Source organism: Roseovarius indicus (assembly GCF_008728195.1).
Lineage (GTDB): Bacteria > Pseudomonadota > Alphaproteobacteria > Rhodobacterales > Rhodobacteraceae > Roseovarius > Roseovarius indicus.
On sequence record NZ_CP031598.1, the window covers coordinates 375,834 to 395,955 of the forward strand.

A 20,122-nucleotide genomic window follows, 5' to 3' on the forward strand; every position below is an offset into this window, starting at 1 on the left:
AACGAGAATTTTGGTGTACCAATAAGTTGTCCGCAGCCTTATCCACAGGAATCGTGGAAAGCTTTCCTCTTGATCCTGCCGGGTTAAGATTGCAGCCAAGGCCAAGAATCATCAAGTACCCTGCATGAGCGAGCAAACCCCCGATACCACGCCGCGCACAGGCCCGCGCGTCATCCAGAGTTACCTCAAGACGCTCGACTCCTCGCCGGGCGTCTACCGGATGCTGGATGCGCAGGCGCGTGTTCTCTACGTCGGCAAGGCGCGCAACCTGCGGGCGCGGGTGTCGAACTACGCTCGCCCCACCGGCCACACGCCGCGCATCGCCCGGATGATCCTCGAAACCGCGTCGATGATGTTCCTCACCACCTCGACCGAGACCGAGGCACTGCTGCTCGAACAGAACCTCATCAAGCAGCTCAAGCCGCGCTACAACGTGCTTTTGCGCGACGACAAGAGCTTCCCCAACATCATGGTGACCAAGGCGCACCCCTACCCGATGATCAAGAAGCACCGGGGGGCCAAGACCGAAAAGGGCGCCTATTACGGCCCCTTCGCCAGCGCCGGCGCAGTGAACCGCACGCTCGCGCAGCTTCAGAAGGTGTTCCAGCTGCGCAACTGCTCGGATTCCATGTTCGAAAGCCGCACGCGGCCCTGCCTGCAATACCAGATCAAGCGCTGCACGGCGCCCTGCGTCGGCTACATCTCGGAAGAGGAGTACGGCGCGCAAGTGCGGGACGCCGAGCGCTATCTCTCCGGCCGCTCCACCGACGTGCAGGAGAAGCTGAAGACCCAGATGATGGACGCCTCGGAATCGATGGAGTTCGAGCGCGCCGCCGCCCTGCGTGACCGGATCAAGGCTTTGACACAGGTGCAGACGGCGCAGGGCATCAACCCCCGCACGGTGACCGAGGCCGACCTGCTGGCGCTGCATCTCGAAAACGGGCAGGCCTGCGTGCAGGTCTTTTTCATCCGCGCCGGTCAGAACTGGGGCAACAACGATTTCTACCCCCGCGTCGGCGCCGACGTGGAAGAGGCCGAGGTGCTCGAGGCCTTCCTCGGCCAGTTCTACGACAACAAGGAACCGCCCCGGCAGGTGATCCTCTCGCACCCGATCGAGAACGAAGACCTGATGGCCGACGCCCTTTCCGGCAAGCGCGGCGGCAAGGTCGAGATCCTCGTGCCCAGGCGTGGCGAGAAGGCCGAGCTGGTCGACAGCGCGCTCCGCAACGCCCGCGAGAGCCTCGCCCGCAAGATGGCCGAGACGGCGACGCAAGCCAAGCTGCTCAAGGGGCTGGCCGAGGCCTTCGATCTCGAAGAGCCGCCGAAACGCATCGAGGTCTACGACAACAGCCACATCCAGGGCACCAATGCCGTCGGCGCCATGATCGTCGCCGGCCCCGACGGGCTGATGAAGAACCAGTACCGCAAGTTCAACATCCGCGGCGACGACCTGACCCCGGGCGACGATTTCGGCATGATGAAGGAGGTTCTGACCCGCCGCTTCAAGCGGTTGCTGAAGGAAGACCCCGACCGCGAAGAAGGGCACTGGCCCGACCTGCTGCTGATCGACGGCGGGGCAGGGCAGGTCAGCGCCGTCGCCCAGATCATGCGCGAGATGGGCGTGCAGGACATCCCCATGGTCGGCGTCGCCAAGGGCATCGACCGCGATCACGGCAAGGAAGAATTCCACCGCGTCGGCAAACGCCCCAAGGCGCTGCGCCACAACGACCCGGTGCTCTATTTCGTCCAGCGCCTGCGCGACGAGGCGCACAGGTTTGCCATCGGCACCCACCGCGCGAAACGCGCCAAGGGCGTCTCGGCCTCACCGCTCGACGACATCCCCGGCGTGGGCGCCTCCCGCAAGCGGGCGCTCCTCACCCATTTCGGCTCCGCCAAGGCCGTCAGCCGCGCGGCCCTGAGCGACCTGAAGGCGGTCGACGGCGTGTCGGAGGGGTTGGCGCAGAAGGTCTATGACTATTTCCACGAGAAAGGCTAGGCGCCCGGAATTTTCGAAAACTCCGGGATAGAAAATGCGCATTTTCTATCCCGTTTTCTGCGAAGAAAACGGCCACCGCCCGGCCGCGCAGGGCGGGCAAAAAAATTTTCCGTCGCAACGACCTTCCCCCGTCTTGACGCCTCCCCCGCCCATCTCCATCTGCGCCGGAGCAGGCCACCGCCCGCACCCGCCTAAAGACACCGCGCCCGCCAGATCATAGCGGCGCAGACCCGGACCGCCGATTGGGGAGACCCGCACAATGTTTCAGGTTCTGGGTGCCGTCTGGGCGCTTCTTCTCGGTATGATTCTGATCATGGCCGGCAACGGCATGCAGTCCACCCTGATGGGCGTGCGCGGCGGGATCGAGGGGTTCTCGACACTGCACCTGTCCTTCGTCACCGCCGGTTATTTCGTGGGCTTCCTCCTTGGCTCGCGGCTGGCACCGCGAATGATCCAGCATGTCGGCCACGTGCGCGTCTTCGCGGCTCTGGGGTCCTTCATGTCGGCGGCGCTCATCGCCTACCCGCTGCTGGCCGACCCGATCGCGTGGGCGGGGCTGCGCATCGTCATCGGTTTTGCCATGTCGGGCATCTACGTCACCGCCGAAAGCTGGCTCAACCATTCCGCCTCCAACGCGCAGCGGGGCAAGCTTCTGTCCGCCTACATGGTGGCGCAGACCACGGGCGACATGTCGGCGCAGGGCCTTCTGAACCTCGCCGACCCGGCAGAGCCCACGCTGTTCATCGCGGCCTCTATCCTTGTCTCGCTCGCCTTTGCGCCGATCCTGCTGTCGGCCAACCCGGTGCCCTTCAACGAGAGCGCCAAGGCGATGAGCCTGCGCCGCCTCTACCACGCCTCGCCGCTTGGCACGGTGGGGGTCTTCCTGCTGGGTGGCGTCTTCTCGGCCCAGGCGGGGATGGCGGCCGTCTATGGCTCGTCGGCCGGGCTTTCGGTGCGCGAGATCTCGATCTTCATCACCTCGCTTCTGGCGGGCTCTCTGGTCATGCAATACCCGATCGGCTGGCTGTCCGACCGGATGGATCGGCGGCGCGTCATCATCCTTGCCGCCATCATCGGGGCAGGGGCCTGCACGCTGGGGTTCACCTCGGACGCGGCGCTGCCCGTGCTGATGGTGGCGGGGTTCTTCACCGGGGGCATGGCCATGCCGCTCTATTCGCTGCTCATCGCCTATGTGAACGACTACCTCGATCCCGATGACATGCCGGCGGCCTCGGGCGGGTTGATCTTCGCCTATGGCGCGGGCGCCATCACCGGTCCGATCATCGCCGGTCAGGCGATGGAGCTCACGGGCCCGCAGACCTTCTGGCTGGTACTGGCCAGCCTCTTCGCCGCCATCGCAATCTATGGTCTCTGGCGGATGACCCGCCGCCCGGGGGTTTCGGCGGAGGATTCCAGTGCCTATTTCGGGGCTATCCCAACCGGCTCCTCCATGGCCATCGAAACGGCGCAGGAGGCGGTGCAATATGAAGAGGAGCACGGCGAGACAAGCGGCCGGACGGGCTGACGCCCGGGGTACGCTTGTCCTTTCACGTGCCTCCGGAAAGGTCTAAGACTGGCCCCATGACGTGGACCATACCAAACGTGCTCACCACCCTCCGGCTGCTGGCGGCGCCGGCGGTGGCTGTGATGTTCCTCTATTTCACCCGACCCTGGGCCGACTGGTTCGCGCTCGTGCTGTTCGTGGGCGCGGCGATCACCGACTATTTCGACGGCTACCTCGCCCGGATGTGGAAACAGACCACCAAGCTCGGCACCATGCTCGACCCCATCGCCGACAAGGCGATGGTGGTGATCGCGCTGATGGTGATCGTGGGGTATTCCAGCATGTCGCCGTGGCTGGTGCTGCCCGCCACGGTAATCCTGTTCCGCGAGGTGTTCGTCAGCGGGCTTCGCGAATTCCTCGGCGACACCGCCGGCACGCTCAAGGTCACCAAGCTGGCCAAGTGGAAGACCACGGCGCAGATGGTCGCCATCGCCGTGCTCTTTGCCCAGGGCGTGTTCGAACACTACCTCTGGGCCAGCACCGAGGGCATGGACCAGGCGATGGTCGACGCCATCCTCGCCGGTCAGGAGGAGGACCTGCACGGCCTGCAGTGGAAGCTGACGGGCATGGTCTGGTGTGGGCATGTCGGTCTGTGGCTGCTGTGGCTGGCCGCGGCGCTGACGCTGATCACCGGGTTCGACTATTTCCGCAAAGCCACGCCGTTTCTGAAGGACTGACGCGATGGATGTTCTCTATTTCGCATGGGTGCGGGAACGCATCGGCCACCCGAAAGACCGGATCGAAACGCCCCCCGGCACGGTGCGCGAGTTGGTCGAAGACCTCCGCGGGCGCGAGGAACGCTATGCCGCGGCCTTTGCGGACCTGTCGGCGCTGCGGGTAGCGGTCGATCAGGAACTGTCGGATTTCGATGCGCCGCTCGACGGCGTGCGCGAGGTGGCGTTCTTTCCGCCGATGACCGGGGGCTGACGCGATGGATATCCGCGTGCAGGCAGAGCCGTTCGATTTCGGGGCCGAGGCCGGCGCCTTCGCTGCCCGGCAGGAGGGCATGGGCGCGGTCGTCACCTTCACCGGCATCGTGCGCGACCTGGAGGGTGGCGGGCTTCGCGCGATGGAGATCGAGCATTACCCGGGCATGACCGAAAAGGCGATCGAAGCCATCGCCAAGGAAGCGGCCGAGCGCTGGCACACCGGCGATCTGCTGGTCATCCACCGTTACGGGCCACTGGCCCCCGGCGACATGATCATGATGGTCGCCACCGCTGCCCCGCACCGGGCCGACGCCTTTCAGGCGGCGGAATTTCTAATGGATTTCCTGAAATCCCGTGCGCCCTTCTGGAAGAAGGAAGTCGCGCAGGATGGCGCCGACTGGGTCGCCGCCCGCGACGAGGACGAAGACGCGTTGGGCCGCTGGTAGCGGCCCCTACTTGAACCGGCTCCGTGCCTTTTCCATGGCACTGCTCATCTCGGACCACGCCTTCTCGGCGCCGGCCTTCATGTCGGTCCAGGCTTCGCCTTGCGAGCTTTTCAGCTTCTCCACCTGCGCCTGCATCTCGTCGCGCCGCTGGCGCAGCTCGTCGAGTTGCTTTTCATAATCGATCTGGCTGTCGGCACTGGCGCCCTTGGCCTGCGCCCGCAGCTTGTCGATCTCGGCCTGCCATTCCTCGAGCTTGGCCTCGTATTTCTGCTTGTAGGCTTGTTGCTGGTCCATGGGTCAAATCCTTTCATCCGAGATTGGTTTTGACCGCCCGTTCCGGGGACGGCTGTCTATGCCTCAAAGCTAGGAAGGCGGCCGCTGCGCTTCAACAGCGCCATGCCTCAACCTCTTGCGGTCAATCGGAATACTCGTCGCCACCATCGTCGGGCACGGTGCTCATTCCCATGGCAAGTATCCCGGCGGCGGCCCCCTCCGGCTCGGCCGGCTTGGGTTTCCGGAAGGCGAGTATGAACAGAACCACGCCCGCAAACCCCAGCAAACCGCCCCCGAAGAGCGCTGCGTAGATGTGGTTCTGATCGGCAGTGCTGGAGGCAAGGTTCATCTCTGTCAGGGCAAAAGCGATCCCCCCGGCAATGAAGCCGAGCGACAGCAACAGAAGGATGAGCTTCCTGATCATGGTCTGTGTCTCCTCCACCGGAGGTAGTGCACTCTTGCGCGAAATCACGCGTCTGTCAAAACCGCATCGGCGGCTTATGGCGCGCCCCAGCCACCGCCGCCCGGGGTTTCCATGCCGAAAACGCTGCCCGCGGGCAGGTCGATCTCGTCATTTCCCGCCAATTCGCGCTGCTCCCCGCCGGGCAGAACGGCCCAGTTTCGACCCACCTTGCCCGGCTCGCCGCCATCGACGCCGAAAGGCGGAATGATGCGGTGATTGCTGAGCGTGGTGACGGTGACCGGTTCCAGGAACCGCAAAAGCCGCGTCACGCCATGCCCCCCGCGCCATTGGCCCGCGCCGCCCGATCCGGGCCGGATCGAGAACTCCTCGAGCCTGACCGGAAACCTCTTCTCAAGGATTTCCGGGTCGGTCATCCGCGTGTTCGTCATATGCGTCTGCACTGCGTCGCACCCGTCGAATCCGGGGCCCGCGCCCGTGCCCCCGGCGATGGTCTCGTAATTCTGGAACTGGTCATTGCCCCAGACGAAATTGTTCATCGTCGCCTGGGACCCCGCGATCACGTGCAGCGCGCCGTAGAGGGCATTGCAGGTGGCCTGGCTTACTTCCGTATTGCCGGAAATCACAGCGGCCGGGTAGACCGGGTTCAGCATCGAGCCTTCGGGGATAATGATGTTCAGCGGCTTCAGGCACCCCTCGTTCAGCGGGATCTCCGCCCCCACCATCGTCCGAAACACGTACAGCACCACGGCCCGGCAGATCGATTTCGGCGCGTTGTAATTCCCCTCGTGCTGCGGGCTGGTGCCGGTGAAGTCGATCGTGGCCTCGCGGTTCTCCGCATCGACCGTCACCTTCACCTCGATCACCGCGCCATGATCCATCGGGTAGGTGAACTGCCCGTCGGTCAGCCGGTCGATCACCCGCCGCACGCTCTCCTCGGCATTGTCCTGCACGTGGCCCATATAGGCCTGCACCACGTCGAGACCGAACGTGTCGACCACCTTCAGCAGCGCCTGCCGCCCGGTCTCGTTCGCGGCGATCTGCGCCTTCAGGTCGGCCATGTTCTGGGGAATGTTGCGGCAGGGGTATTTGCCCGAGGCCAGCAGCGCCTCCGCCTCCGGCTCCAGCAGCGTTCCCTTGTCGACCAGCTTGACGTTGTCGATCAGAACGCCTTCCTCGTCGATGTGCTTGCTGTCGGGCGGCGCACTCCCGGGCGTGCGCCCGCCGATATCCGCATGGTGCCCCCGTGAGCCCAGCCAGAAGACCGGCTTGTCGCCTACGAAGACCGGCGTCACAACCGTCACGTCGGGCAGATGCGTGCCGCCATTATAGGGCGAGTTCAGCACGTAGGCATCGCCCTGCGCCACGTCCGGGTTCAGCCGCATCACCGTCTTGATCGAATCCGACATCGACCCAAGATGCACCGGCACATGCGGGGCGTTCGCCACCAGGTCACCCTGCGCATCGAAGATCGCACAGGAGAAATCCAGCCGCTCCTTGATATTGACCGAGGCGGATGTGTTCTCCAGCGTCGCGCCCATCTGGTCGGCCACCGACATGAAGAGGTTGTTGAACACCTCCAGCAAGACCGGGTCCGCCTCGGTGCCTGCCGCATGGTCGCGCGCCTTGGCCTCCACCCGCTCCAGCAGCAGGTTGCCCATCCTATCCACCGACGCTTCCCAGCCGGGCTCGACCACGTTGGTGCCGGTGGGCTCTGTGATGATCGCGGGGCCCGCGATCCGGCTCTCCGGCGAAAGCCGCTCGCGGTCATAAAGCGGGACGTCACGCCGTTCCCCTTCGATATGCACAGGCACCTGTGCCACCGACGCGCCATCGCCATCCGGCAGAACCGCAGCGGGGCTTTGTCCCGTGCGCCCGATCGCCTCGACGCTCAGCATGTCGAAGACAATCTCCCGCTCGGGTGAGGCGAAGCCGAACCGCTGCCGATGCGCCGCCTCGAACGCCATGCGCATCTCCTCGACCGTGCCGAATGGCACCTCCAAAGCCTGATGCGCATTATCATACCGAAGATGTGCCCGGCGCTCGACGTCGATATCGGTGATCCCCTGGCTTTCGACCTCGGTCTTCGCCTGGCCCGAGATCCGCTCCAGAACGTCCTGCGTCGCCTCGACGTCGTCGAGAGGCGCATCCATCTGCACCTCGCGCATCGCCCGCACCTCGGCCAGCCCCATGCCATAGGCCGACAGCACCCCGGCATGCGGGTGGATCAGCACCTTGGTCATCCCCAGCGCATCGGCCACAAGACAGGCATGCTGCCCACCCGCGCCGCCGAAGCATTGCAGCGTATAGCGCGTGACGTCATGGCCGCGCTGCACAGAAATCTTCTTGATCGCGTTGGCCATGTTGTCGACGGCGATCCGCAGGAAGCCTTCGGCCATCTCCTCGGGGCTGCGGGGCGCCTCTCCCGTCTCGGCCGAGACGGTCTCGGCCAGGTCTGCGAATTTCTCCCGCACCACCTCTGCATCGAGGGGCGCGTTCCCCTCCGGCCCGAAGACGGCCGGAAAATGGTCAGGGTTCAGCTTTCCCAGCATCACGTTGCAATCGGTCACCGCCAGCGGCCCGCCCCGCCGATAACACGCCGGCCCCGGGTCGGCCCCGGCACTCTCGGGCCCCACCTGGAACCGCCCGTCCTTGAACTTGCAGATCGAGCCGCCCCCGGCGGCCACGGTGTGAATATCCATCATCGGCGCGCGCATCCGCACGCCCGCCACTTCCGTCTCGAAGCTGCGTTCGTAATCGCCGGCATAGTGGCTGACATCCGTCGATGTCCCGCCCATGTCGAAGCCGATCAGGCGGTCATGCCCCGCCGCCTCGCCCGTCTTGACCATCCCGACAATGCCCCCCGCCGGGCCCGACAGGATGGCATCCTTCCCCTGGAACAGCTTCGCATCGGTCAGCCCGCCATTCGACTGCATGAACAACAGCGCCTCGCAGGCCCGGCCAACGTCCAGCGCATCGGCCACCTGGTCGACATACCGCCGCAGCAAGGGCGAGAGATACGCATCGACCACCGCCGTATCCCCGCGGCCCACCAGCTTGGCCAGCCGGTTGACCTGGTGGCTGGCGGTGATCTGGGTAAACCCGATCTCGGCGGCGATATCGGCGACCCGCCGCTCGTGCTCTGGGTTGAGATAGGCGTGCAACCCGGCAATCGCCACGGCGCGGATGCCCCTGTCATGGGCGCCTTGCAGGGTGATCCGCGCCTTGTCTTCGTCGAGCGGCCTCACGACGGCGCCATCGGCGTCCAGCCGCTCATCCAGCTCCGCCACCTCTTCATAGAGAAGATCGGGCCGCCTGATATGCAGATCGAACAGCCGCGGCCGGGTCTGGTAGCCGATCCGCAAAAGATCGCGAAACCCTTGCGTGATGAGCAGCAGGACCCGCTCGCCCTTGCGTTCCAGAAGCGCGTTGGTGGCCACCGTGGTGCCCATCTTGACCGCCTTGATCGAGCCGTCGGCGAAATTCCCCTCTTCGCCCATCACTTCGCGAATACCCTGCACGGCGGCATCGTGATACCGCTCCGGGTTTTCGGACAGAAGCTTGTGCGTATGCACCGTGCCATCGGGGGCAAGGGCGACCACATCGGTGAATGTGCCACCGCGATCGATCCAGAACTCCCACGGGGCAGTGCCCATGCCGTTGTGCCTCCTCTCCCCGCTAAAGGGAAGGTTTGGCGCCGCACAATCAAATGTCAACGCCGGATGGCATTGAAATCCGTGCGATTTTCGGTGCTAATACAATCGAAATCGGATAACGGGAGCCCTCCATGGACCTGCGCAAGATCACTGACGACTACACTGTCTCTCCGCAAATAGACGTCGAGAATGTGCGCGAGATCGCCAACGCCGGGTATCGCTCGGTCATGTGCAACCGGCCCGACGGCGAAGAGCCGGGCCAGACCGGCTATGCCCTCATCGCCGAGGCGGCCGAGGCCGAGGGGCTCAAAGTGGTCTCCGTGCCAATCACCTCGGGCATGATCACGCCCGAGGCGCTCGACGAGTTCCGCAAGGCGCTCAAGGACATGCCCAAGCCAATGCTGGCCTATTGTCGCTCGGGCACGCGCTGCACCATGCTCTGGGCCATCGCCCAGCACGGCACGATGGAGGATTCCGAGATCGAGCGCCGCGCCGCCGAGGCGGGCTACGACGTCTCGGGCGTGTTGCGGCAGCTCGGGGCGCAATGACCGGCTGGATCGCGCTGGGTAAAGCCCCTGACGGCGTGCGCGCCTGTGCCATGAAGGGCGGTAGGCTGCTGGAACAGGTCACCGCCGGCAGCGAAGGCGCGGCGCTCGAGAACCTCTCCGAACCCGCCGAGCGGATCCTCCGCATCGGCGATGGCACCCCGGCCGCGCTGCCGGCCAATATCCTGCCCGAGGGCGGCCACGGGCTGCCCGGCTTCAGCCAGAAATCACCACCCGACGTGATCGGCGCCTGGGTCCGGCTCTGGCTCGCCGGGTTCCTGTCGAACCAGCCCAACTGGGATGGGGTGATCAACGCCACAGAAGGGCCGGTCAGCCACTGGATCCACATCAGCGCGGGCGAGGCGGTCAGCTCGCAAAGCTTCCTCACGCCGCGCCTGATCGACGCGCTGGGCGGGGCCGAAACCCCCGACACCGACGCCATGAATGACAGCCTCAGCCGCCCCGAACGCCTTGCCGCCCATCTCCGCGCGGCCGAGGTCGCGGGCAACATGCAGGCCCTCACCGGCCACCTGATCGGCGCCGAACTCGCCGCCGCCCGCGCCTATTGGCTGGGCCAGCAGGTCGCCGTCATCGCCCCGCCCCCGGCGCCCATCGCCGCTGCCCTCAAGGCGCAAAGCGTGCCCTGCGAAACCCAAACGCCTGACGACCTCCTCGCGCCCGGTCTCGCCGCCATAGGCAAGACCCTGGGCCTCTAAACACCCCACGCTTCTTCTGGCCAAAAATATCCCGGGGGTCGCCATTGTCGCGCCATTGGTCCGAGAGACAATGGCGACGGGCTGGCCCCCAGTTCCGACCTATCCCGCAGGCGCCCCCGCCCGATGCCGGCAGGGCCCCGCCAAGGCCGCCACCCCAAGGATCACCCCCGACACCGTCGCGATCATCCCCGCCGCGCTCACCGCGTTGTCCGAGCCCAGCCAGAGCGGACCGTATCCGGCCAGCACGTAGCCCAGCACCGCCGAAAGTGTCGCGAACACCACCGACCAGCCGATCTGGCGCTCGAGCCGGTTGGTCATCATCCGCGCCGCGGCCGGCGGGCAGATGAACATGGCAATCACGATAATCGACCCCACCGCGTCGAACGCCGCCACCGCCGCGATCGCCGCCACCACCACCAGCGACAGCCCGATCAACCCGGTGGGCAGGCCCAGCGTCCGCGCAAACCCCTCGTCGAAGGTCGAGAGTTTCAGCGGCCGCCACAGCAGGAAGATGAACGCGCACACGAAAAGCAGCGTGAAGAACATCCGTGGCAGTTCCGGCGGCAGGCCCTTCAGCGCCTCCCAGTCCAGCAAGGACGCCCAGCCCAGCCCGTCCAGCCAGATAAGGCTTTCGAGATTGCCGTAAAGCGCGTGCTGAACGTCGAGATGCACGCTCGACGTATCCGATTGCTCCAGCAACAGCACGCCGCCCGCGAACATCGAGGTGAACACCACCCCCATCGCCGCGCCCGGCTCGATCCGGCCCACCCGGCGGATCACCTCGATCAGCAGCACCGTCACCAGGGCCGCTGCCCCGGCCCCGATCAGCATCGGCCAGGCCGACACCACCCCCGTCACCAGAAAGGCCAGCACGATTCCCGGCAGCACCACGTGGCTGATCGCATCGCCGATCAGCGCCTGCCGCCTGAGCAACAGGAAATTTCCCGGCAGGGCGCAGGCAATCGCCGCGAAGATCCCGATCAGGAGCGGCGGCAGCGACAGCGAGACGAATTCCAGCCCCATCACGTCGCCGCCTCCGGTTTCAGCGCCCGGTCCAGCTCGGCAATCTGGTCCGCCGTCAAAAGCGTCTCCAGCGGCGTCAGCCCGTCATACCGTGCGGCGGCCGCCTCGTGCCGCGGATCGGCGCGCAACAATTGCCACCGCCGCTCGTCCAGCAGGGCGCGCGCCGCCTTGGCACGGCCGGCCTCCGTTGCCACGCCGTCGGCCCGAATGAGCCCCGCCCGCCGCATCAGCCGCAGCGTCAGCCCCTCATAGATCGGCTGCTCCTGCGCCAGCGCCAGCAACCCCTGCCGCACATGCACCCGCGCCTGGAACCTGCGATGCCGTAGCACGGCGGCCAGCACTCCGCGCCCAGGCGCGAACAGCAGCGAGACCGCGAAAAAGCCAAATGCTACCAGTACGATGATCGGCCCTGTCGGCAGGTCCGGCGCCGTCGCCGACAGCGCCGCCCCGATCCAGCCCGACGCCCCGCCGATGGCGCCCGCGATGCCCACCACGCTGCCCATCCGGTCGCTCCAGAACCGCGCCGCGACTGCGGGGATGATCAAGAGCGCCACGATCAGGATCAGCCCGACGATCTTCAGCCCCACCACCGTGATCGCCAGGGCCAGCCCCATCATCGCCAGATCGGTCCGCCGCACGTCGATACCGGTCGAGGCCGCGAATTCGGAATCGAACGCCACCAGAGTCATCGGCCGCCGCAACAGCACCACCAGCGCCAGCACCAGCGCCCCGCCGGTCGCGATGATCACCGCGTCGTTCCAGAGCATCCCAGCGGTCGAGCCCAGCAGGAAGGTCTCCAGCCCCGCCTGCCGCCCCGAACTCATCGTCTGGATCACCGTCAGCAAGACGATCCCCAGCCCGAAGAATACCGACAGAACCGCCCCGATCGCCGCATCCTCCGCCAGCCGCGTGCGGGTGGACAGCCAGCTCACGCAGAGGAGACCAATCGCGGCAGAGAGGGCCGAGCCCAGCAGCAACCCGGGCAGGAACCGCCCGTCGCCGCCCAGCAGCACCATGAAGATGAACGCCAACCCGACACCCGGCAGGGTGGCATGGCTGATCGCATCGCTCACCAGCGCCCGCTTGCCGACATAGAGGAAGGTGCCGGTGGCACCCGCCGCGACCCCCAACAGGGCCGCACCGATGGTCACCAGCGTGGCGTTGTAGCCAAGTTGCAGTGTGAGGGCTTCAAACAGCATGATCGGCGCCACCCACCGTCGAGCCCGCCCCGGGCCTGACCCGAGGCCTCCGGGCCAGCCACAAGGCCCCGGCTCGGGGGCCGGGGCGCGGACCGTGCCACGTCAAAACCATTGCGAAACCTACCCCGCCACCGACATCTGCGCCGTCGCCAGACGCCCGCCATAGGCCTCGTGAAGATGCGCCTCGGTGAACGCCTCTTCGACCGTCCCTTCGGCAATCCGAGAGGTGTTGATCAGGAACACCCGGTCGAAATATTCCGGTACCGTCGACAGGTCGTGATGCACCGCGACCACCGTCTTGCCCTGCGCCTTCAGCTCCTTCAGCACGGCGATGATCGCCTTCTCGGTGGCCGCATCCACGCCCGCGAACGGCTCGTCCAGCAAGTACAGGTCCGCCCCTTGGGCGAGCGCCCGGGCAAGGAACACCCGCTGCTGCTGTCCGCCTGACAATTGCCCGATCTGCCGGTCGGCGAAATCGCTCATGCCGACCCGGTCGAGACACGCCAGGGCCGTCTGCATCTGCCGCGTGGTCACCCGCCGCAACAACCCAAGCCGCCGATACAACCCCATCAACACGACATCGAGCACGCGCGTCGGGAAATCCCAGTCCACGCTCGCCCGTTGCGGCACATAGGCGATCCGCCCCCGCTGCTTGGCCAAGGGCTTGCCGTAGCACGTCACCTGCCCCGACAAGGGCCGCACGATTCCCAGCGCGGCCTTGAGCAGGGTCGATTTTCCCGCGCCGTTCGGCCCGATGATCGCCGTCATGGCGCCGACCCGGAAGGTCGCATCGACCGAGAACACCGCCGGCTTCTCGCCATAAGACACCGTCAGGCCACGCACCGCCAGCGGGCTCTCCGCAAGCCCTTCGTCGCGCGGCTGATTGCGCCCATCCTTCGCAGCGAGCGTCAGGTTCATCGCCTCAACTCCCCGCCGCCAGCTTGCCATCCATCCCGCGTGCGGGCACGTCGCCCCCTAGCGCTGCGGCAATGGTGCTCACGTTATGATCGATCATCCCGACATAGGTCCCTTCATAGGTGCCCGGCTGGCCCATCGCGTCGGAGAAAAGCTCGCCGCCGATGGCCACCTCGTGCCCCTGCGCCGCCGCCCCTTCGACCAAGGCGCGCATGTTCCGGTCGGAGACCGAGCTTTCCACGAAAACCGCTCCGATATCGCGCTCGACCAGCATGTCGACCAGCGTCTTGATCCGGTCCAGCCCGGCCTCGGATTCGGTCGAGATCCCCTGGATGCCGATCACCTCGTAACCAAAGCTGCGCCCGAAATACCCGAACGCGTCATGCGCGGTCAGCAGTACGCGGGCGGGCTCGGGCACGGTCGCGAGCGTCTCGCTGGCATAAGTGCTCAGCCGGTCGATCTCGGTCAGATGCGCCTCCGCGTTTGCGGCGAAGGTCTCCGCATGCTCCGGTGCGGTCTCGGCCAGCGCTGATTCCACCCCGCGCACAACATGCGCCCAGAGGTCCGGCACCATCCACACATGCGGGTCGAACTTGTCGGCGTAATCGGCATGCCCGATCCGCTGCTCCACCGGCACCGCTTCGCCCACGGCGACCACATTGCCGCGCTTGGCCAGCTTCAGCAGCAACTCTTCCATCTGCGCTTCGAGGTAGAGACCGTGGTAGAGCACAAGATCGGCCCGCGTCAGCGCCACGATATCCGTTCGCGTCTGCCGATAGGAGTGGGGGTCGACACCGGGGCCCATCAGCCCCTTCACCTCGACCAGGTCGCCACCCACCTGCCGCGCGGCATCCGCGATTATACCGGTGGTGGCAACGACGCCGATCTTTCCTTCGGCGGCGCGCAACGGGGTCGCCGCCAGCGCCGTGCCGGCAAGCATCAGTCCGAGAAAGCGACGTCTCGGTGTGCGCATGTCTGCTGTCCTTCCGATAGCCATGAGACATGAATATGCGAGTCATTCGCAGAAAGTCAATGCAGTTGCGACTTATTCTCATTTTTAGAAGTGCGGCCCCGCCAAATTGCCCCCGCCTGCCGCCGCGGCCAGCTTGCCAAGGGCCAACACCCGTGCCACGCTTCCTCACATGAGCGAAACGCAAAACGCCCCGTCCGACACGCAAACCGACCCCGCGCAGATGCACCTGCCGCAGGCGGTCGAGCCGCGCAACGCGGGCCTGCCGCTGGATATGGCATGGCTCCGCTCGGTACAGGCCAACAGCTCGGCCATCGAACGCCGCGCCAAGACCCTTCCGGGCCGCCGGACCGTCAAGAAGGACCATCAGGCGGCGTGGCTCTGCCGGGCGATCTCCTGCATCGACCTGACGACACTTTCCGGCGACGATACCGAGGGCCGCGTCCGCCGCCTCTGCGCCAAGGCCCGCCAGCCGGTGCGCCACGACCTGCTCGAGGCGCTGGGCATGGAAGGCCTCACCGTCGGCGCCGTCTGCGTCTATCACGAGATGGTCGCCCCCGCCGTCGCCGCCCTGCAGGGCAGCAACATCCCCGTCGCCGCCGTCTCCACCGGGTTCCCCGCCGGTCTCTCGCCCTACCCCCTGCGCGTGGCCGAGATCGAGGCCAGCACCGCCGCCGGCGCCCGCGAGATCGATATCGTGATCTCCCGCCGCCATGTTCTCACCGGCAACTGGCAGGCGCTCTACGACGAAATGCGCGCCTTCCGCGATGCCTGCGGCGAGGCGCATGTGAAGGCCATCCTCGCCACCGGCGAGCTGGGCTCGCTCCGCAACGTCGCTCGCGCTTCGCTTGTCTGCATGATGGCGGGCGCCGATTTCATCAAGACCTCGACCGGCAAGGAAAGCGTCAACGCCACCCTGCCGGTGACTCTGGTGATGCTCCGCGCCATCCGCGACTACCACGCCGCCACCGGCTGGCGGGTGGGCTACAAGCCGGCGGGCGGGATATCGAAGGCGAAGGACGCGCTTGTCTACCTCTCGATGATCAAGGAAGAGCTGGGCGACCGCTGGCTCCGCCCCGACCTCTTCCGCTTCGGCGCATCCTCGCTGCTGGGCGATATCGAGCGGCAGCTGGAACACCACGTGACCGGACAGTATTCGGCGGGGTGGCGTCATGCCGTTGGCTGAGTGCTCGGGGCCGGTGTTGCGCCATTTGGATATTTGGACCAAGAAGAAGCCATGACCGTTCGCGAAATCTACGATACGATGGCGTATGGGGCGGCGCCGGAGAGTGCTGCAGACGCCTATGCCTGGCTTGTGGATCAGGGCGACCGGTTCGGGCATTTCATCGACGGTGTTTTTACAGACCCGGGCGAGGGCTTCGAGTCGCGGAACCCGGCCACGGGCGAAGTGCTGGCAACCCTGACGCAGGCGACGGCCGAAGACGTGGAAGAGTCGGTTGCCGCCGCGCGGAAGGCACAAGGCCGTTGGGAACGCCTCGGCGGGCCGGGCCGGGCGCGGCATTTGTATGCGTTGGCGCGGCTGCTGCAGAAGCATGCGCGGCTCTTCGCGGTGCTCGAAACCCTCGATAACGGCAAGCCCATCCGCGAGGCGCGCGACATCGATGTGCCGTTGGCTCAGCGGCATTTCTACTTCCACGCCGGCCTCGCCCAGTTGTTGGAAAGCGAGAGGCCGGGCCAGCAGGCGCTCGGCGTCTGCGGGCAGGTGATCCCGTGGAACTTCCCGCTCCTCATGCTGTCGTGGAAGGTCGCCCCGGCGCTGGCGGCGGGGAATACCGTGGTTCTGAAGCCGGCCGAATGGACCTCGCTTACCGCGCTTCTCTTCGCCGATATCTGCCGGCAGGCCGGGCTGCCGAAGGGTGTGGTGAACATTGTCACCGGCGATGGTGAGGTGGGCGAGATGATCGTCGCCCATGAGGGCATCGACAAGGTCGCCTTCACCGGCTCTACCGCCGTCGGCCGCCGCATCCGCGAGGTCACGGCTGGGCAGGGTAAGGGGCTGACACTCGAACTGGGCGGCAAGTCGCCCTACGTGGTCTTCGACGATGCCGACCTGGATTCAGCGGTCGAGGGCCTCGTCGATGCCATCTGGTTCAACCAGGGTCAGGTCTGCTGCGCTGGCTCCCGCCTGCTGGTGCAGGAAGGCGTGGCCGAGCGCTTCCACGACAAGCTGCGCCATCGCATGGCCAACCTGCGCATGGGCAACCCGCTCGACAAGTGCATCGATATCGGCGCCATGGTCGACCCGGTGCAGCGCGACCGGGTGGCGGAGATGGTCGCCGCTTGCGACAGCGGCCAGACCTACCGCGCCGATATCGACACCCCGCAAACCGGCGCGTTCTACCCCCCCACGCTCATCACCGGCCTGTCGCCCGCCGACCCGCTGATGCAGGAGGAGATCTTCGGCCCCGTACTCGTCGGCACCACCTTCCGCACGCCGGCCGAGGCGGTGCAGCTTGCCAACAACATCCGCTACGGGCTGGCGGCCTCGGTCTGGTCGGAGAATCTCAACCTGGCGCTCGACGTGGCGCCCAAGCTGGCGGCGGGCGTGGTCTGGATCAACGGCACCAACATGTTCGACGCCGCCGCCCCCTTCGGCGGGGTGCGCGAAAGCGGCTTCGGCCGCGAAGGCGGGTGGGAGGGGCTCTCGGCCTATCTGAAGCCCGCAGGCCAGCCTAAGAAACTCAAACCGCTCGAACCCTTCCCCGGCAATGGCGACCCCGAGCCCGGCATCGATCGCACCCCCAAGCTTTACATCGGCGGCAAGCAGGCCCGCCCCGACGGTGGCTATTCCCGCGCCATCCATGCCCGCAGCGGCAAGCTGCTGGGCCAGGTCCCCATTGCCAACCGCAAGGATATCCGCAACGCGGTCGAGGCGGCCCGGGGTGCATCTGCATGGTCCGCCACCCCGGGCCATTCCCGCGCGCAGATCCTCTATTACATGGCCGAGAACCTCTCGGCCCGCACTGACGACTTCGCCTCCCGGATCAACGCCCAAACTGGCGCCCGCACCGGCAAGCGCGAGGTCGAGGCCGCCATCACCCGCCTCTTCAGCTACGCCGCCTGGGCCGACAAGTTCGACGGGCAGGCCCACGGCGTACCCCTCCGGGGCATGGCGCTGGCGATGCGCGAACCCGTGGGCGTGATCGGCGTGATTTGCCCTGACGAGGCGCCGCTCCTTGGCCTGATCTCGATGATCGGTCCGGCCATGGCGATGGGCAACCGCGCGGTGCTGCTGGCGTCGGAACCCTTCCCGCTCTCGGCGCTGGAATTCGTGCAGATCCTCGAAACCTCCGACGTGCCGGGCGGGGTGGTGAACATCCTCACCGGCTCTCACGCGGAGCTGGCCCCGCACCTCGCAGGCCACGCGGATGTTGACGCCGTCTGGTCTTTCTCCTCCTCCGACATCTCGGGCGAGGTCGAACGCGCCAGCGCGGGCAACCTCAAACGCACATGGGTCAATAACGGCCACGCCCGCGACTGGTTCGCGCCCGAGGCGGAAGGCCGCGCCTTTCTGGAACAGGCAACAGAGGTCAAAACCGTGTGGGTGCCCTACGGCGAATAGGCGCCGCGCTTGTCCGCCTTCTCCGTCAGCCCGGTGATGTAGCGGCTGAACGCGTCATCCTCGCCTTCCAGAAGCCTTGGCAGGGCGGCGCGGAAATCGGGCCGGCGGAGCCAGTCGATCATGTCATCCTCCCACGACAGCCAGCGCCGCTTTGCATCGCCGGTTAGATGCTCGGAATGCAGGATGATGTAGGCCTTCTCGAAGAGCGAGACGAGCATTTCGAAGACGATATCGCGCCGCTCGCGCTGTTCGTCGGTCAGCGTGCTCTTCGGCGCGCCGCGGCTCATCAGCAGCAGGTCGGCATTGTCCATCACCAGCCGCAGGAACCCGTCATATTCCTGCGTCAGGTTGCGGTGCAACTCGTGTTCCTCGTTGATCCGCCGCAGCCGCTCTTCGCGGACGATCACGTAGATCGCGATCGGAAAGCCGAGCACGGTGACGACATAGCTGAGCCCTTCGAGCCATTGCATCAACATGGGGGCGGTCCTTCCTGAGCGGTGATGTGCGGCAGGATAGGGCAGGGGGGCGTGAAAGGGCAATCCACCGGCGTGAAGGTTGTGCCCGCCGGCCTCCGGACCGTCCAACAAAAAAAGCCCCCGCCCATAAGGCGGGGGTGCAGAGTTGAGTGCCTGCAAAGTCAGGCCACAGGCACCGGCGGTATTCTTCTGATTTCGGAGGGGGCTTCAGTTGGGTCGGTCGCCCATTTCCGCCCGGATCTGCTGGCGGAAGATGTCGATCGGCACCTTCTTCCCGTCGCGCTTGATGCACCAGTAGGTCCAGCCGTTGCAGCTTGGCGCGCCTTCCAGCGCGGCCCCGACCTGGTGAATCGAGCCTTTCACGTCGTCGCCCACAAGCGTGCCGTCCGCGCGTACCTTGGCCTTGTGGCGGTTGTTCATAGAGAACAGCTCCTCGCCCGGGCGCAACATGCCCCGCTCGATCAGCTGCCCGAACGGAATGCGCGGCGCAGCCCGTTTCGACGCTGTCACCTCAAGCGAAGCGCGGTCATACCGCCGCGTGTTCGCCAGCCGCTTCTCCGCCACCTTGCGATAGCTTTCCTCGCGCTCGATGCCGATGTAATCGCGCCCCAGCATCTTTGCCACGGCGCCCGTCGTGCCCGTGCCGAAGAACGGGTCGAGCACCACGTCGCCGGGGTTGGTGGAGCCCACCAGCACCCGGTGCAACAGCCCCTCGGGCTTCTGCGTCGGGTGGGCCTTGTCGCCGTTGTCGTCCTTCAGGCGTTCATGGCCCGTGCACAGCGGCAGAACCCAGTCCGACCGCATCTGGATCCCCTCGTTGAGCGATTTCAGCGCCTCGTAGTTGAAGGTGTATTTCGCGCCTTCTTCCTTCGAAGCCCAGATCATCGTCTCATGCGCATTGGTGAACCGCTTGCCGCGGAAATTCGGCATCGGGTTGGCCTTGCGCCAGATCACGTCGTTCAGGATCCAGTAGCCCGAGTCCTGCAGTGCTGCGCCGACCCGGAAGATGTTGTGATACGACCCAATCACCCAGATCGCCCCGTTGGGCTTCAGAAGGCGCCGCGCAGCTTTCAGCCACTCTCGGGTGAATCGGTCATAAACCTCGAAGCTGGCAAACTGGTCCCATGCGTCGTCGACCGCATCCACCTGGCTGTTGTCCGGCCGGTGCAGGTCTCCCCGCAATTGCAGGTTGTAAGGGGGGTCGGCAAAGATCAGGTCGACGCTGGCCTCCGGAAGGCCATTCATCACCTCGATGCAATCCCCCGCAAGGATCGTGTTGAGCGGAAGCGCGGGCGCGCTCGCAATCTTGGTCATCTTCGTCATTGTCTGCCTCTGTCCCGGCGCTTGATGCGCTCTGACTTGTTGGCTTCGAAGATGATTCAAACCTGATTCGTCGTCAATTTCTTTTTT

General features: G+C 66.0%; 18 protein-coding genes. 9 read left to right on the forward strand and 9 right to left on the reverse strand.

Annotation, left to right across the window (positions count from 1 at the left end):
- Positions 1-124 precede the first annotated feature (124 nt).
- The 5 genes from uvrC to RIdsm_RS01875 all read left to right on the forward strand — a co-directional run bounded on the left by uvrC (position 125) and on the right by RIdsm_RS01875 (position 4,935).
- Positions 125-1,996, forward strand: coding sequence for an excinuclease ABC subunit UvrC (uvrC, locus tag RIdsm_RS01855; protein ID WP_057816305.1), 1,872 nt, complete (start codon positions 125-127; stop codon positions 1,994-1,996).
- 259 nt (positions 1,997-2,255) lie between these two features.
- Complete coding sequence (locus RIdsm_RS01860; RefSeq protein WP_057816304.1) at positions 2,256-3,521, forward strand: MFS transporter; 1,266 nt, start codon at positions 2,256-2,258, stop codon at positions 3,519-3,521.
- Positions 3,522-3,577: 56 nt separating this feature from the next.
- The gene (pgsA, locus tag RIdsm_RS01865) at positions 3,578-4,237 is read left to right on the forward strand and encodes a CDP-diacylglycerol--glycerol-3-phosphate 3-phosphatidyltransferase (RefSeq protein WP_057816303.1); all 660 of its coding nucleotides are present in this window, start codon (positions 3,578-3,580) and stop codon (positions 4,235-4,237) included.
- Positions 4,238-4,241: 4 nt separating this feature from the next.
- Positions 4,242-4,487 carry a molybdopterin converting factor subunit 1 gene (gene moaD, locus RIdsm_RS01870; protein WP_057816302.1) on the forward strand — a complete coding sequence of 82 codons (246 nt, stop codon included), beginning with the start codon at positions 4,242-4,244 and terminating at the stop codon, positions 4,485-4,487.
- A 4-nt stretch (positions 4,488-4,491) separates the two neighbouring features.
- The gene (locus tag RIdsm_RS01875; protein WP_057816301.1) at positions 4,492-4,935 is read left to right on the forward strand and encodes a molybdenum cofactor biosynthesis protein MoaE; all 444 of its coding nucleotides are present in this window, start codon (positions 4,492-4,494) and stop codon (positions 4,933-4,935) included.
- 6 nt (positions 4,936-4,941) lie between these two features.
- Here the strand turns inward: RIdsm_RS01875 and RIdsm_RS01880 are convergent, their stop codons facing one another.
- The 3 genes from RIdsm_RS01880 to RIdsm_RS01890 all read right to left on the reverse strand — a co-directional run bounded on the left by RIdsm_RS01880 (position 4,942) and on the right by RIdsm_RS01890 (position 9,285).
- Positions 4,942-5,229, reverse strand: coding sequence for a sll1863 family stress response protein (locus RIdsm_RS01880; protein WP_057816300.1), 288 nt, complete (start codon positions 5,227-5,229; stop codon positions 4,942-4,944).
- A gap of 121 nt (positions 5,230-5,350) precedes the next feature.
- Entirely contained in the window at positions 5,351-5,632 is a 282-nt protein-coding gene (locus tag RIdsm_RS01885) for a hypothetical protein (RefSeq protein ID WP_057816299.1), read from the reverse strand.
- Between the two features lie 74 nt (positions 5,633-5,706).
- Positions 5,707-9,285, reverse strand: coding sequence for a hydantoinase B/oxoprolinase family protein (locus RIdsm_RS01890; protein ID WP_057816298.1), 3,579 nt, complete (start codon positions 9,283-9,285; stop codon positions 5,707-5,709).
- A gap of 131 nt (positions 9,286-9,416) precedes the next feature.
- On the opposite strand from RIdsm_RS01890, the gene RIdsm_RS01895 reads away from it, so the two are divergent.
- Both RIdsm_RS01895 and RIdsm_RS01900 read left to right on the forward strand, forming a co-directional pair.
- On the forward strand, positions 9,417-9,833 hold the full coding sequence (locus RIdsm_RS01895) for a protein tyrosine phosphatase family protein (RefSeq protein ID WP_057816297.1): 417 nt from the start codon (positions 9,417-9,419) through the stop codon (positions 9,831-9,833).
- On the forward strand, positions 9,830-10,546 hold the full coding sequence (locus RIdsm_RS01900; protein ID WP_057816296.1) for a 2-dehydro-3-deoxygalactonokinase: 717 nt from the start codon (positions 9,830-9,832) through the stop codon (positions 10,544-10,546). The genes RIdsm_RS01895 and RIdsm_RS01900 overlap by 4 nt, the downstream gene beginning before the upstream one ends.
- A gap of 99 nt (positions 10,547-10,645) precedes the next feature.
- Here the strand turns inward: RIdsm_RS01900 and RIdsm_RS01905 are convergent, their stop codons facing one another.
- From RIdsm_RS01905 to RIdsm_RS01920, 4 genes are all read right to left on the reverse strand, one after another.
- Positions 10,646-11,572, reverse strand: a complete 927-nt coding sequence (locus RIdsm_RS01905) for a metal ABC transporter permease (protein WP_057816295.1) — start codon at positions 11,570-11,572, stop codon at positions 10,646-10,648.
- Entirely contained in the window at positions 11,569-12,768 is a 1,200-nt protein-coding gene (locus RIdsm_RS01910) for a metal ABC transporter permease (RefSeq protein WP_057816457.1), read from the reverse strand. Before RIdsm_RS01910 ends, RIdsm_RS01905 begins: the two co-directional genes overlap by 4 nt.
- A gap of 120 nt (positions 12,769-12,888) precedes the next feature.
- Positions 12,889-13,686, reverse strand: a complete 798-nt coding sequence (locus RIdsm_RS01915) for a metal ABC transporter ATP-binding protein (RefSeq protein WP_057816294.1) — start codon at positions 13,684-13,686, stop codon at positions 12,889-12,891.
- A gap of 4 nt (positions 13,687-13,690) precedes the next feature.
- A complete protein-coding gene (locus tag RIdsm_RS01920; protein ID WP_057816293.1) occupies positions 13,691-14,656 on the reverse strand; it encodes a metal ABC transporter solute-binding protein, Zn/Mn family in 966 nt (321 codons plus the stop codon).
- A 169-nt stretch (positions 14,657-14,825) separates the two neighbouring features.
- On the opposite strand from RIdsm_RS01920, the gene deoC reads away from it, so the two are divergent.
- Together deoC and RIdsm_RS01930 are read left to right on the forward strand one after the other, a co-directional pair.
- Positions 14,826-15,839 carry a deoxyribose-phosphate aldolase gene (gene deoC, locus RIdsm_RS01925; RefSeq protein ID WP_057816292.1) on the forward strand — a complete coding sequence of 338 codons (1,014 nt, stop codon included), beginning with the start codon at positions 14,826-14,828 and terminating at the stop codon, positions 15,837-15,839.
- Positions 15,840-15,890: 51 nt separating this feature from the next.
- The gene (locus tag RIdsm_RS01930; protein ID WP_057816291.1) at positions 15,891-18,236 is read left to right on the forward strand and encodes an aldehyde dehydrogenase family protein; all 2,346 of its coding nucleotides are present in this window, start codon (positions 15,891-15,893) and stop codon (positions 18,234-18,236) included.
- On the opposite strand, the gene RIdsm_RS01935 is transcribed toward RIdsm_RS01930, so the two are convergent.
- Positions 18,224-18,712, reverse strand: coding sequence for a hypothetical protein (locus RIdsm_RS01935; protein WP_057816290.1), 489 nt, complete (start codon positions 18,710-18,712; stop codon positions 18,224-18,226). The genes RIdsm_RS01930 and RIdsm_RS01935 overlap by 13 nt on opposite strands.
- A gap of 207 nt (positions 18,713-18,919) precedes the next feature.
- Positions 18,920-20,035, reverse strand: a complete 1,116-nt coding sequence (locus RIdsm_RS01940) for a site-specific DNA-methyltransferase (RefSeq protein WP_057816289.1) — start codon at positions 20,033-20,035, stop codon at positions 18,920-18,922.
- Positions 20,036-20,122: the final 87 nt, after the last annotated feature.

What these genes read in the sequence shown, in the direction of transcription:
- uvrC (WP_057816305.1), top strand. Translation starts at nt 125, where the DNA reads ATGAGCGAGCAAACCCCCGATACCACGCCGCGCACAGGCCCGCGCGTC.
- RIdsm_RS01860 (WP_057816304.1), top strand. Translation starts at nt 2,256, where the DNA reads ATGTTTCAGGTTCTGGGTGCCGTCTGGGCGCTTCTTCTCGGTATGATT.
- pgsA (WP_057816303.1), top strand. Translation starts at nt 3,578, where the DNA reads ATGACGTGGACCATACCAAACGTGCTCACCACCCTCCGGCTGCTGGCG.
- moaD (WP_057816302.1), top strand. Translation starts at nt 4,242, where the DNA reads ATGGATGTTCTCTATTTCGCATGGGTGCGGGAACGCATCGGCCACCCG.
- RIdsm_RS01875 (WP_057816301.1), top strand. Translation starts at nt 4,492, where the DNA reads ATGGATATCCGCGTGCAGGCAGAGCCGTTCGATTTCGGGGCCGAGGCC.
- RIdsm_RS01880 (WP_057816300.1), bottom strand. Translation starts at nt 5,229, where the DNA reads ATGGACCAGCAACAAGCCTACAAGCAGAAATACGAGGCCAAGCTCGAG.
- RIdsm_RS01885 (WP_057816299.1), bottom strand. Translation starts at nt 5,632, where the DNA reads ATGATCAGGAAGCTCATCCTTCTGTTGCTGTCGCTCGGCTTCATTGCC.
- RIdsm_RS01890 (WP_057816298.1), bottom strand. Translation starts at nt 9,285, where the DNA reads ATGGGCACTGCCCCGTGGGAGTTCTGGATCGATCGCGGTGGCACATTC.
- RIdsm_RS01895 (WP_057816297.1), top strand. Translation starts at nt 9,417, where the DNA reads ATGGACCTGCGCAAGATCACTGACGACTACACTGTCTCTCCGCAAATA.
- RIdsm_RS01900 (WP_057816296.1), top strand. Translation starts at nt 9,830, where the DNA reads ATGACCGGCTGGATCGCGCTGGGTAAAGCCCCTGACGGCGTGCGCGCC.
- RIdsm_RS01910 (WP_057816457.1), bottom strand. Translation starts at nt 12,768, where the DNA reads ATGCTGTTTGAAGCCCTCACACTGCAACTTGGCTACAACGCCACGCTG.
- RIdsm_RS01915 (WP_057816294.1), bottom strand. Translation starts at nt 13,686, where the DNA reads ATGAACCTGACGCTCGCTGCGAAGGATGGGCGCAATCAGCCGCGCGAC.
- RIdsm_RS01920 (WP_057816293.1), bottom strand. Translation starts at nt 14,656, where the DNA reads ATGCGCACACCGAGACGTCGCTTTCTCGGACTGATGCTTGCCGGCACG.
- deoC (WP_057816292.1), top strand. Translation starts at nt 14,826, where the DNA reads ATGAGCGAAACGCAAAACGCCCCGTCCGACACGCAAACCGACCCCGCG.
- RIdsm_RS01930 (WP_057816291.1), top strand. Translation starts at nt 15,891, where the DNA reads ATGACCGTTCGCGAAATCTACGATACGATGGCGTATGGGGCGGCGCCG.
- RIdsm_RS01935 (WP_057816290.1), bottom strand. Translation starts at nt 18,712, where the DNA reads ATGTTGATGCAATGGCTCGAAGGGCTCAGCTATGTCGTCACCGTGCTC.
- RIdsm_RS01940 (WP_057816289.1), bottom strand. Translation starts at nt 20,035, where the DNA reads ATGACGAAGATGACCAAGATTGCGAGCGCGCCCGCGCTTCCGCTCAAC.